This is a genomic window from Geothrix sp. 21YS21S-4 (assembly GCF_030845995.1).
Classification (GTDB): domain Bacteria; phylum Acidobacteriota; class Holophagae; order Holophagales; family Holophagaceae; genus Geothrix.
Map to the genome: position 1 here is coordinate 1,042,385 of NZ_CP132719.1, position 12,476 is coordinate 1,054,860.

The window sequence follows — 12,476 nt, forward strand, 5'->3', positions numbered from 1 at the left end:
GTGGGAGTGGAGGATAAAGGGACGGGAGGCTTCATGCCGCGCATCGCCATCGTGGACGACAGCCGCCTCATCCGGGCCTTCACGGCCTCCGCCCTCCAGGCGAGGGGATTCGAGGTCGTGGAAGTGGATCCCACCTCCCTGTTCGACGTGCTGCAGATCCTGCGGGCGGAAGCGGTGGACATGCTGCTGGTGGATCTCCTGATGCCCGCCTGTCCCGGCGAGAAGCTGGTGCGGGCCTGCCGGGCCGACGAACGGCTGAAGGAACTCCCCATCCTGATGGTGTCGGCCCACCGCGACGAGGAGACGGTGCTGTTCCTCCAGTCGCTGGGCGTGTCCGGCTTCCTGTTGAAGCCCGTGGACGCCGCGACGCTGGCGGACCGGGTGACCGAGGTCCTTGCCGCGGGCTGAGCCGCTCCGGGGGAGGTTGGAAGAATGGACGGAACGGAGGCGCGGGACGCCAGGGGGCTGGCGGCCCTGATTCTGGGGGCTTCGCTCCTGGGGTTCGCCGCGATGCTGGTGCGCTGGGCCGCTCCCGCGGGACCGCTGGCGGTGGGCTTCTACCGCATGGCGATCGCCCTGCCGCCCGTGGCATGGCTGGCGTGGAAGGCCCGCCGGCCGGACCGCCCGGAGATCATGCGGGCCCGCGGCTGGTGCGCGCTCGCGGGCGTCTGCTTCGTGGCGGACCTGTGGATGTGGCACTCCGCCCTGCACCACACGAGCGCCGCCAACGCCACCCTCCTGGTGGCCCTGGCGCCCATCTGGGTGGCCGTGGTGTCCGTGGCCTGGATGGGCGCCAAGCTGCGGAAGGGCTTCTGGGCGGGCGTGATCCTGGCGCTCCTGGGCGCTCTGATCCTGGGCTTCGCCAAGGGCGCCCGCTGGGGCACGGGCCGGGGCGAACTGCTGGGTGCCCTGGCTTCCCTGGCCTACGGCGCCTTCACCTTGGCCCTGGGCCGCGCGCGGCGGGACCTCAGCGCACCCGAGGCCCTGTTCTGGGTGATCCTCTGGTGCACGGCGGGCTTCGGGATCCTGGGACTCGCCCACGGCGAGACCTTCGGCGGCTATCCGGTCCGTGCCTGGTGGGCCCTGGCGGGCCTGGGCCTGGTGGTGCAGGTGGCGGCCTGGTGGCTGATCACCTGGGGCATGGGCCACGTGCCCACCAACCTCGGCGCCATGGGCCTCATGGTGCAGCCCGTCGCCACGGTGGCCCTGGGCTGGCTGCTGTTGGGCGAATCCGTGCGGCCCCTGCAGGGGGTGGGGACGCTCCTCGTCCTGGCGGGCATCGCGGCCTGCGCCTTCGCGCGGCCGACCGCTACTCGGGCGTGAGGACGCCCCGCTCCTCGCGATAGGCGAAGAGTTCGCCGAACCGGCCCCACGCGACGATGGTCTCGAAGGTCAGGTCGGAGTTCTCCATGGGCAGGCGGGAGTGGATCTCGGCGAGGACTTCCTCCCGGGACAGCTTGCCCTCGTGGAATTCCAGCAGGTCCCGGATGACGCGGAACAGCTTGAGGTCCAGGAGCCGCTCCTTCCAGATCTCCTTGCGCTCCTCCATCCCCGCGCGGATGAAGCGCGTACCGAGGGGCGTGAGCAGGACCATGCGCTTGGGCGTGTCCACCAGGTCGAGCATTTCCGCGGCCTTCACGGAGGCCAGCACCTTCTCGAAGGGGACGTGGGTGGCGGCCACCACCTGGAAGAGTTCGGAACTGCCCCCCTGGGTTTCCAGATACTCCATCAGGCCCAGGATATCGGTGCTCTGGGCGTTGGGGAGGGGCTCGATGACGTCGGGCCCGAGCGAAGGCTCCACGGTGGTGACCTGGATGTCGGGCAGTTCGGTGGAGGTGATGATGTCGTGCAGCTGGTCCACCAGCCGGAGGAACTCCGGCGAGCGCGTGTCGCGGGGGCGGGGCAGGGTGTTCTCCACGATGGTCCGCACGCGGCCGGGATTCGCGGACAGGACGGCAATGCGGTCGGCCATGTAGGCCACTTCCTTGATGTCGTGGCTGACCATCAGGATGGACGAGGGGTTGCGCTCGGCGTCCTCCCAGATGTCCAGGATTTCCGCCCGGAGGCCTTCCGCGGTGAGGGCGTCCACCTGGCTGAAGGGCTCGTCCATGAACAGGATCTCGGGATCCACGCTCAGCGCCCGGGCCATGCCGACGCGCTGCTTCATCCCGCCGGACAATTCGCGGGGGTAGGCCTCCTCGAAACCCTCCAGGCCCACCAGGGTGATGGCCCGGTCCGCCCGGGACTTGACCTCCTCCTCGGGCAGGCCCTTGGCGCGGAGCACCGTCCGGACGTTCTCCTCCACCGTCATCCACGGGTAGAGGGCGAAGCCCTGGAAGACGATGGACACGCCGGGATTGAGGCTCTCCAGCCGCGCCCCGTGGTACCGCACGTCGCCCTTGGTGGGGCTGATCAGCCCCGCGAAGATCCGCAGGATGGTGGATTTTCCGCAGCCCGAGGGCCCGATGAGGCACAGCACCTCGTTGGGGCGGATGTCGAGGTTGATGTCTTCCAGCACGCGCAGGAGGTTGCCCCCGCCGCGGTCGAAGGACTTCCGGACGGCCTTGAGTTCGCAGATCGGAGCGTCAGCCATGGGGCACCTACTTGGTCAGGGAATAGCGGGTGGAGGCCAGTTTGTAGCAGGGCTTCCACACGAGCCGGTTGAAGACCACCACCAGCGTGGACATCAGCATGACGCCCGCCGCCAGCACGGGCAGGTCCTTGTGGTAGGCGGCGGCGCTGACGGTGGAGCCCAGGCCCCAGGTGCTCAGGACCTGGCCCTTGACCTCGGCGTACTCGGCCACGATGCTCGCGTTCCACGCCCCACCCGCGGCCGTCACCCAGCCCGTCACCAGGTAGGGGAAGATCGCCGGCAGGTAGAGGGCCTTCATCCGGTGCCAGCGCGACAGGCGGAAGCTGGTGGCGGCCTCGCGCAGGTCCCCGGGAATGGCCATGGCGCCCGCGATGACGTTGAACAGGATGTACCACTGGGTGCCCAGGAGCATCAGGAGGACGCAGCCGTAGTTGAGGCCCACGCCCAGGGTGGCGAGGCCGGCGATCACGGCGGGGAACAGCATTGGCGCGGGGAAGGAGGCCGCCACCTGCACCACCGGCTGGAGCAGGCGCGAGAGGCGCGGGGACAGCCCGATGGCGAGGCCCGCGGGAACGGCCCACAGGGTGCCGATCACCGTGGAGACCAGCACGCGGGTGAGGGTCAGGGCTCCGGCCTTGATCAGGTCCCACCACCGCGGCCCGGGGATGGTCTGGAGGAAGCCCAGCAGCCGCGCGGCGGCGAAGATCGACAGGATCAGGAGGATCGCCAGGGCGAGGTTGGAGAGCCACTGTCCCCCGCGGAGGCGGGGCGACATCCGCCGCTCGACGCGGCGCTGGGGCGACTGGAGGCGGCGCGACGAGCCGCGGGTGAGGTGGGCGCGGCGGACTTCCAGCCAGCGGATCAGCCGGGAGCGGCGGATCAGCTTCAGGAGCCAGCTCCGGGGCGGCTCGGCCTGGCCGCTCTCCTCCACCCGGAACCGCTGGGCCCACACGACCACCGGCCGCCAGAGCACCTGGTCCAGGAACACGATCATCAGGACCATGGCCAGGATGGCGTAGACCATGGCCCGGCCGTTCCCCTGCTCCACGGCCACGCTCATGTAGGAGCCCAGCCCGGGCAGGCGGAAGTCCTTGTCGCCGAGCTTGAAGGCCTCCGTGATCATCAGGAAGAACCACCCGCCGGCCATGCTCATCATGCTGTTCCACACCAGGCCGGTGGTGCCGTAGGGCAGCTCGATCCAGCGGAACCGCTGCCACCAGTTGAATCCGTAGACCGTGCCCGCCTCCTGCATGTCCTGGGGCACGGACTTGAGGGAGTGGTAGAGGCTGAAGGTCATGTTCCAGGCCTGGCCCGTGAAGATCATCACCACCGCGGCCAGTTCCAGCCCCAGGTTGCTGTGGGGGAAGAGGGCCACGAGGGCCAGCACGAGCCCGGGCATGAACCCCAGGACGGGGATGCTCTGGAGGATGTCGAGCAGGGGGATCAGCAGCTTTTCCGCCCGGCGGTCCTTGGCGGCCCAGAAGGCGTAGACCAGGGTGAAGGCCAGGCTGATGGCGTAGGCCACCAGGCCCCGCATCATGGAGAAGAAGGTGTACTTGGGGAGCGCCCAGGGCGACAGGCTGATCTCTACCAGGGGGCGATGGACGCCGGTCCACTGGCGGCCCATGACCACCAGCCCGTAGAGGATGGCGCAGCCCGTGAGGAGGACCAGGAGATCCACCCACCGGCGGCGCTTGATGGGGTACATGAGGGCCGTGGCCTGGCCCCACACGGTGTCGAGGAAACGATGGATCATGGCCGGTCCGGTCGGAGGGAGGCGCGGGCGGAAGCGCGGTCCCGTTCAGGGGGCGGATTCGGGGGAGCGGAGATGGGCCGCCTCAGCGGACGGCGGGCCTCGACGGAGGTTCAGCGAGATCGGCATGTCGTCCCATTGGACCTCCTTTCCGGCACCGGGGCCAAAGGGCCAGTCTGACGGGGCGGAAAGGGAGGGTCAACCCGCGGAAATCCCTTCAGGGCGTGCCCCGAAGGAGCCCCTGGAGGCCGCCCCACACGATCTGGACGCCGATGGCGAGCAGGACGAAGGCCGAGATCTGGGTGATGGTGGCGGCGCCGGTCTTCCCCAGCTTCCGGATCACGGTGGTGGAGTAGCGGTAGAAGAGGAAGACCGTCGCTCCCGCCAGGGCGATCCCCGAGGCCGTGGCGAGAAAGGCCATGAGGGTGCCCGGATCGAGGATGCTCCCGGACGGCACCAGGCTGAGTGTCACGGCGATCGCGCCGGGGCCCGCGGTGACGGGCAGGGTGAGGGGGTAGAAAGCCTGGTCCAGCATCGTTCCCGGGGCTTCCTCCGGCGCCGAATCCGGCACGCGGGGCGCGTCGTTGAGCATCTTCCACGCGGAGTGGAAGAGTAGCAGCCCTCCGGCGATGGCGATCACGGGAATGGAGATCCCCAGCAGCTTGAGGATCCAGCCCCCCACGCACAGCAGCAGTGACAGGAAGAGGAAGGTGTACAGCCCGATGAGGAAGGCGAGGTGGTTCCGCTGGGCGACGGTCACGCCCTCCGTCAGCCGGAAGAACACGGGCGCCATGGCCGGCGGGTTGAGGATGGGGAAGAGGGCCAGGTAGGCGAAGAACAGCGTGTTCAGGAACTTCATGGCCGGGGTACGGCCTGGAGGAGGTGGGCGATGGCCTGGTCGGTGGTCGCGCCGTCCGCCTCGCTCTCGAAAGTGAGCAGCAGGCGGTGGCGGAGCACGTCCGGAGCCAGGTCCACCACGTCCTGGGGCAGGACGTGGTCGCGGCCGTGGAGGTAGGCCAGGGCCCGGGACGCGGCCTGGAGGGACAGGGACGCTCGGGGGCTGGCGCCGCAGCGGAGCAGCTCCTTGCCCTTCCAGGGCTTCCCGGAGCTGGGCCGGGTGGCCTGGACCAGCTTCACGATGTAGGTGCGGATGGCCTCGTCGAGGCGCACCTGCTGCGCCTCCCGGCCCGCCGCCAGCAGGGAAGGGCCGTCCGTCACGGCGTGCACGTCCTCGCCGTCCAGGTGGGCGCGGCGGAGGACTTCGATCTCCTCCTCCTGCTTGGGATAGTCCACGCGGAGCTTGAACAGGAAGCGGTCCATCTGCGCTTCGGGCAGGGGAAAGGTGCCCTCCTGCTCCAGCGGATTCTGGGTGGCCATCACCAGGAAGGGATCCGGCAGGCGGAAGCTGTCCTCGCCGAGAGTGACCTGGCGCTCCTCCATGGCCTCCAGGAGCGCGGCCTGGACCTTGGAAGGGGCGCGGTTGATCTCGTCCGCCAGCAGCAGATTCGCGAAGATCGGCCCTTTCTTGGGCGTGAACGTCAGGGCCTTGGGATCGAACACGAGCGTGCCCACCACGTCGCTGGGGAGCAGGTCGGGCGTGAATTGGATGCGGCGGAAGGTCGTGCCGCTCGCGGACGCCAGGGTCTTGACGGTGCGCGTCTTCGCGAGGCCCGGCAGGCCCTCCAGCAGGACGTGCCCCCGGCACAGCAGCGCCACCAGCAGGCGCTCCAGCAACTGGGGCTGGCCCACGATCACCTTCCGGCATTCGGCCAGCAGCGGTTCCAGGGCGTGCGCGGGAGTGGACATGAAGGGTCCTTGCGGAATCCCTCCATCTTGCCTGGAATGGGCGGTCGCGGGGGCGCGCCGTTGACCTACGGTAAGTGTCCGCGGGCCTCCCGGCGGATGCTAGGCTCCTCGGAAACCCTGAGCCCAGCCCTTTCCACATGGAGGCCCCATGCGATCCGCAGTCATCGTCGAAGCCAAGCGCACCCCCATCGGCCGGGGCGTCAAGGGCGCCTACGCCGCCACCCGCCCCGAGCAGCTCGGCGCGGTCGTCATCGAGGCCATCAAGCCCCTGCTGAAGGACTGGTCCGGGCTGGAGGACGTCCTGGTGGGCTGCGCCATGCCCGAGGGCGAACAGGGCATGAACATGGCCCGCATGATCAGCTTCCGCGCCGGCCTTCCCCTCACCGCCGGCGCCGCCACCGTCAACCGCTTCTGCGGCAGCAGCCAGGAAACGATGCTCATGGCCGCCCGCGCCATCCTGGCGAACCAGGGCGACCTGTTCCTCGCGGGCGGCGTGGAGAGCATGTCCAAGGTGCCCATGATGGGCTTCAATCCCAGCGTGGATCCCTTCATCAGCGAGACCTATCCCGAGGCCTACTGCTCCATGGGGATCACGGCGGAGAACCTCGCCAAGGAATACAAGATCAGCCGCAAGGATCAGGACGAGTTCGCCTACCGAAGCCACCAGAAGGCCGCCGCCGCGTGGAAGGCCGGCAAGTTCGAGAAAGAAGTCGTCCGCTTCGAGACCCAGGGCCTGGACGGCAAGCCCGTCACCCTGCAGCAGGACGAGTGCGTCCGCGCCGACACCACCGTGGAGAAGCTGGGCGAGCTGAAGCCCGCGTTCCTCGCGGAGGGGAACGTCACCGCCGGCAACAGCTCGCCCATCACCGACGGCGCCGCGTTCCTGCTGGTGATGGAAGAGGGTCTGGCGAAATCCCTGGGTCTGAAGCCCCGCGCCCGCATCCTGGGCGGCGCCGTGGCGGGGGTGGAGCCCGACCGGATGGGCATCGGCCCCGTTCCCGCCGTGAAGAAGGTGCTGGACCGCTTCGGCCTGAAGCTCGACCAGATCGACGCCATCGAGCTGAACGAGGCCTTCGCCGCCCAGAGCCTCGCCGTCATCCGCGAAGGCGGCTACGATCCGGCCAAGGTGAACGCCTGGGGTGGCGCCATCGCCGTGGGCCACCCCCTCGGCGCCAGCGGCGCGCGCATCCTGACGACCCTCCTCCACCGCCTCGAGACCGACGGCGGCAAGTACGGCCTCGCCACCATGTGCATCGGCGGCGGCCAGGGGATCGCGTCCATCATCGAGAAGATCTGAGTTTTTAACCGCAGATGGCGCAGATGACGCAGATGGATTCTGGAGATCCTCGCACCTACGCCATTCTCGGCGCGGCGATGGAAGTCCATCGCGTGCTGGGACCGGGCTTCCTGGAGGCTGTCTACCAGGAAGCCATGGCCCTGGAGTTCGAGGCTCGAAGGATCCCTTTCCGGCGCGAGGTCGAGTTGCCGGTGCTCTATAAAGGCAAGGCGCTCTGCACCACTTATCGCGCCGATTTCATCTGTTTTGAAAGCGTGATCATCGAGTTGAAAGCCATCACAAGACTGGGGCCCAACGAAGAGGCCCAAATACTCAATTACCTCCGGGCCACCGGATACGAGGTAGGGCTGTTAGTCAACTTCGCGGAACCCCGCCTTGCCTATAAGCGATTCGCGAATTCCAAATCTGCGTCATCTGCGGCATCTGCGGTTTCAAATTAGGAGTTTTTATGGTCATGAGGAAGGTAGGCGTTCTCGGTTCCGGCGTGATGGGCTCGGGCATTGCAGCGCATGTGGCGTCGGCGGGATGCCAGGTGGAGTTGCTGGACATCGTCATCGACGACGCGGCGCCGGACAAGCTGGCGGAGGGCGCGCTGGCGGCGCTGGCGAAATCCAAGCCGGCCCTCGCCATGCATCCCGCCTTCCTCAAGAAGATCCGCCCCGGCAACCTGCGGGACCACCTGGATCGGCTGTCGGATTGCGACTGGGTGGTGGAGGTGGTCAAGGAGGACCTGGCCATCAAGCGCGAGCTGTACGGGCGCCTGGAGCCGAAGCTCAAGGCGGGCGCGTGGATCAGCTCCAACACCTCGGGCATTCCCCTGAAGCTGCTGGTGGAGGGGCGCAGCGACGCCTTCCGGCAGCACTTCGTCATCACCCACTTCTTCAACCCCGTGCGCTACCTGCGCCTGCTGGAGTTCGTGACGGGGCCGGAGGTGGATCCCGCTGAGGCCCAGGCCTTCCGGACATGGCTGGAGGAGGCCCTCGGCAAGGAAGTGGTGCCCGCCTACGACAGCCCGACTTTCATCGGGAACCGCATCGGGATCCACGGAATCATGGCCACCCTCCACCTGGCGCTGAAGGAGAAGATCCCCTTCGAGGTGCTGGACCTGGTGCTGGGCGACGCGGCGGCCCGCGCCAAGAGCGCCGCCTTCCGCACGGCGGACCTGGCGGGCGTGGACATCCTGGCGGCCACCGCCAAGAACGTCTACGACCTCTGCCCCAACGACGAGGTGCGCGACGTCTTCAAGTTCCCGGAATTCCTGCAGTGGATGCTCGATCACAAGCTGCTGGGGAACAAGACGAAGCAGGGCTTCTTCAAAAAGGGCCCCAAGGACGCCAAGGGCAAGAAGACCTTCCTGGCCTTGGATCCCACCACCCGGGAGTACGTCCCCCAGGTGAAGAAGGACTGGCCCATCCTCAAGGAACTGAAGGGCCTCGATGACCCTGCGGAAAAGGTGAAGACGCTGCTCGCCAGCGACACCGAGGCCGGGCGCCTGGCCTGGCGGTGCATCTCGCCCAACCTCACTTACGCGGTGAACCGCCTGGGCGAGGTGACGGACGGCCCGCTGAACGTGGACCGCGCCATCAAGAACGGCTTTGCCTTCGAGCTGGGGCCCTTCGAGACCTGGGACACGCTGGGCGTGGAGCGGGTGGTCGCCCGGATGCGGTTCGACGATCAGCCCATCCCGCCGCTCGTCGAGAAGATGCTCGCCCAGGGAATCACCAGCTTCTACCGCTGGGAGCACGGCGTGCCCGTGGCCCAGCTGAATCCCAAGACGCTGGCCTACGACCCCATCCTCGAGGATCGCCGCGTGATCATCCTCAAGCGGGAGGAGGGGCGCGGGAAGGTGGTGGCCGAGAACGAGAGCTGCCAGCTCTTCGACCTAGGCGACGACGTGGCCTGCCTCAGCTTCCGCAGCAAGATGAACGCCCTGGACGACGGGATCATCGGCCTGATGGAGGAGACCGTCCAGAAACACGTTCCCGGCCGCTTCAAGGGGCTGGTGGTGGGCAATCAGGGCCAGCACTTCAGCGCCGGGGCCAACCTGGTGATGGTCCTGAACGCCGCCAAGGACAAGCAGTTCGACCTGATCGAAGAGGTCGCGCGCCGGCTGCAGTACGCGGGCCGGATGCTCACCTACGCGCCCTTCCCGACGGTGGCGGCCCCCTTCAACCTCGCCCTGGGCGGCGGCTGCGAAGTCAGCATGGCCTGCCAGCGGGTGGTGGGCCACGCCGAGCTCTACATCGGCCTGGTGGAAGTGGGCGTAGGCGTCATCCCCGCGGGCGGCGGTTGCCTCCAGATGCTGCTCCGCATGGAGGAGGCCATGGCCGCCAAGGGCGAGCTGGGCCCCATGCCCAAGGTGAAGGCCGCCTTCCAGGGCATCGGAACGGCCAACGTGAACACCAGCTTCGACGAAGCCCAGCGCAACGGCTACCTCCGCCGGACGGACCGCCGCGTGATGAACAAGGCCTTCCTCCTGCACGAGGCCAAGCAGGAAGTCCTGAAGATGGCCGCGGACTTCCAGCCAGTGAAGGAACGCACCCTGCGGCTCCCGGGCCGCGGCGGGGCCGAAGCCCTCAAGTTCGCGGTGCGGGATTTCCAGCTCCAGGGCCTGGCCAGCGAGCACGACGGCGTGATCATGGGCGAGCTGGCCACCATCCTCACGGGCGGCGACGTTAGCCTCGTCCAGGAGGTCGGCGAGGCGCGCATTCTCGAACTGGAACGCGAGGCTTTCGCGCGGCTGTGCGGCTACGAGAAGACCCAGGCCCGCATGGAGTCGATCCTCAGGTCCGGCAAGCCATTGCGGAATTAGAAGTCCGGTCATTTTGTGACTTGAGCCGCCTTTTCCCGGGCGGCTTTTTTTGGTGTTGCCAGAGTGTGACGAGGTCGGAACACTTGGGGCGGTCCAATACGGAACCAGACAATCAGGAGGCACTGTGAGCGGAAATTCTCAGTCAACTCCACGCGTAGCGGCGATCGTGGGGCCCTACCTCTCCGGAAAGACCTCCTTGATGGAGAGCCTTCTCTTCGTGGCAGGCGCCCTGCCGCGCAAGGGCTCCGTCAAGGAGGGAAACACGGTCGGCGACGCCTCCATTGAGGCCAAGGCCCGCCAGATGAGCGTGGAAGCCAGCTTGGCCAGCTGCACCTACCAGGGCGAGGCATGGACCCTGATCGACTGTCCCGGATCGGTGGAATTCCGCCAGGAGACGGTCCATGCCCTGATGGCCGCGGACATCGCGGTGGTGGTGTGCGATCCCGATCCCGTCCGCGCCCTGATGGCGGCGCCGGCCCTCAAATTCCTCGACGACCACCGGATTCCCCACGTCCTGTTCATCAACAAGATGGAGGCCCCCGGCAGCGCCGGGAAGCTGAAGGACGCCCTGAACGCCCTGCAGGGCGTCTCCGAGCGCCCCCTGGTGCTGGTGGAGATCCCCCTCCGCGACGGGGACCAGATCACGGGTTACGTGGACCTCATCAGCGAGCACGCCTACCGCTACGAGGCCGGCAAGGACGCCGACCTGATGCAGCTGCCCGAATCCGTCCTGCCCGAGGAGCACGAGGCCCGGCAGCTGATGCTGGAGAAGCTCGCGGACTTCGACGACCACCTGATGGAGGAGCTGCTGGGCGACATCGTGCCCTCCCTGGAGGAAGTCAGCGACGACATGGCCAAGGACGTCCAGCAGGATCTGCTGGTGCCCGTGTTCTTCGGCTCCGCGGACAAGGACGCCGGCGTGCGCCGCCTGTTCCAGGCGCTGTGCGACGAGGCTCCCCGGGTGGATACCACGGCTGAGCGGCTGGGCATTCCCGCGGGCCAGGATGCGCTGGTGCAGGTCTTCAAGACCGTCCACGCCCAGCACGTGGGCAAGCTGAGCCTCTCCCGCGTGTGGCGCGGGGAGGTGGCCGACGGCGCCTCCCTGGCCGGGCACCGGGTCAGCGGCATCAACAAGCTGTTCGGATCCCAGCAGGTGAAGCAGCAGAAGGCCACCGCGGGCGAGGTGGTGGCCCTGGGCCGGATGGACGAGGTCCACACCAGCGAAGGGCTGACCTCCACCGGCCGCGTGGACCTGACCTGGCCCGAGCCCCTCCAGCCCATGCTGGCCCTCAGCCTGCACACCTCCAAGAGCGGCGACGACGTGAAGCTGTCCCTGGCGCTCCAGAAGCTGTGCGAGGAGGACGCCTCCCTTCAGGTGGAACAGAACGCCGAGACCCAGGAGCGGATCCTGTGGGGCCAGGGCGAAGTCCACCTCAAGTGCGCCATGGACCGCCTCAAGAGCCGCTTCGGCCTGGACGTGCAGCACCATCCGCCGATGGTTCCCTACCGCGAGACCTTCACGAAGGGCGCCAAGGTCCACGGCCGCCACAAGCACCAGACGGGCGGCCACGGCCAGTTCGGCGACGTGTGGTTCGAGATCAAGCCCCTGCCGCGCGGCGCCGGATTCGAGTTCGAGGAGCGCATCGTGGGCGGCGTGGTGCCCAGGAACTTCTTCGGCGCCATCGAGCATGGCGTCGTGGACTGGATGAAGCGCGGGCCCCTGGGCTTCCCCGTGGTGGACATCCACGTGGCGCTGGTGGACGGCAGCTACCACACCGTGGACAGCTCCGACATGGCCTTCAAGACCGCGGCCCGGATCGCCATGACCGAGGGCGCCCCGCAGTGCAACCCCGTGCTGCTGGAACCCATCTGCGAAGTCCACATCAGCGTGCCCAGCGAGTTCACGCCCAAGGCCCAGCGCCTCGTCACCGGCCGCCGCGGGGGCCAGGTGCTCGGCTTCGACGCCAAGCCCGGCTGGAACGGCTGGGACGTGGTCTCCGCCTACATCCCCCAGGCCGAGATGGGCGACGTCATCGTCGAACTGCGCAGCCTCACCATGGGCGTCGGCTCCTTCACCTGGGCCTTCCACCACCTCCAGGAACTCGTGGGCCGCGACGCCGACAAGGTGGTGGAGGCGCGGAAGCAGGCGAAGGCCGCCGCGCAATAGGCCGGGTTTCCGGAACCCGCCCCGAAGTCTAGAGAAGCGCCCGGGTTG

Annotated in this window: 10 protein-coding genes; 6 read left to right on the plus strand and 4 right to left on the minus strand. The window is 68.1% G+C overall.

Translation table 11 applies throughout. The features are described from left to right. Window positions 1–33: 33 nt before the first annotated feature. Window positions 34–408 (plus strand): response regulator, encoded by a 375-nt coding sequence (locus RAH39_RS04715; protein ID WP_306591651.1) that lies wholly within the window; start codon window positions 34–36, stop codon window positions 406–408. Window positions 409–432: 24 nt separating this feature from the next. Continuing rightward, on the plus strand, window positions 433–1,323 hold the full coding sequence (locus RAH39_RS04720; RefSeq protein ID WP_306591652.1) for a DMT family transporter: 891 nt from the start codon (window positions 433–435) through the stop codon (window positions 1,321–1,323). Here RAH39_RS04720 and RAH39_RS04725 read toward each other — a convergent pair. From RAH39_RS04725 to RAH39_RS04740, 4 genes are all read right to left on the minus strand, one after another. After that, entirely contained in the window at window positions 1,310–2,593 is a 1,284-nt protein-coding gene (locus tag RAH39_RS04725) for an ABC transporter ATP-binding protein (RefSeq protein ID WP_306591653.1), read from the minus strand. The genes RAH39_RS04720 and RAH39_RS04725 overlap by 14 nt on opposite strands. 7 nt (window positions 2,594–2,600) lie before the next feature. Next, entirely contained in the window at window positions 2,601–4,349 is a 1,749-nt protein-coding gene (locus tag RAH39_RS04730) for an ABC transporter permease (protein WP_306591654.1), read from the minus strand. 214 nt (window positions 4,350–4,563) lie between these two features. Next, a complete protein-coding gene (locus tag RAH39_RS04735) occupies window positions 4,564–5,205 on the minus strand; it encodes a MarC family protein (RefSeq protein WP_306591655.1) in 642 nt (213 codons plus the stop codon). Next, window positions 5,202–6,152 carry an AAA family ATPase gene (locus tag RAH39_RS04740; protein WP_306591656.1) on the minus strand — a complete coding sequence of 317 codons (951 nt, stop codon included), beginning with the start codon at window positions 6,150–6,152 and terminating at the stop codon, window positions 5,202–5,204. Before RAH39_RS04740 ends, RAH39_RS04735 begins: the two co-directional genes overlap by 4 nt. A gap of 148 nt (window positions 6,153–6,300) precedes the next feature. On the opposite strand from RAH39_RS04740, the gene RAH39_RS04745 reads away from it, so the two are divergent. The 4 genes from RAH39_RS04745 to RAH39_RS04760 all read left to right on the plus strand — a co-directional run bounded on the left by RAH39_RS04745 (window position 6,301) and on the right by RAH39_RS04760 (window position 12,428). Then, a complete protein-coding gene (locus RAH39_RS04745; protein WP_306591657.1) occupies window positions 6,301–7,449 on the plus strand; it encodes a thiolase family protein in 1,149 nt (382 codons plus the stop codon). A 23-nt stretch (window positions 7,450–7,472) separates the two neighbouring features. Continuing rightward, the gene (locus RAH39_RS04750; RefSeq protein WP_306591658.1) at window positions 7,473–7,889 is read left to right on the plus strand and encodes a GxxExxY protein; all 417 of its coding nucleotides are present in this window, start codon (window positions 7,473–7,475) and stop codon (window positions 7,887–7,889) included. 14 nt (window positions 7,890–7,903) lie between these two features. Beyond that, a complete protein-coding gene (locus RAH39_RS04755; RefSeq protein ID WP_306591659.1) occupies window positions 7,904–10,261 on the plus strand; it encodes a 3-hydroxyacyl-CoA dehydrogenase/enoyl-CoA hydratase family protein in 2,358 nt (785 codons plus the stop codon). A 124-nt stretch (window positions 10,262–10,385) separates the two neighbouring features. Further along, entirely contained in the window at window positions 10,386–12,428 is a 2,043-nt protein-coding gene (locus RAH39_RS04760) for an elongation factor G (RefSeq protein ID WP_306591660.1), read from the plus strand. Window positions 12,429–12,476 lie beyond the last annotated feature (48 nt).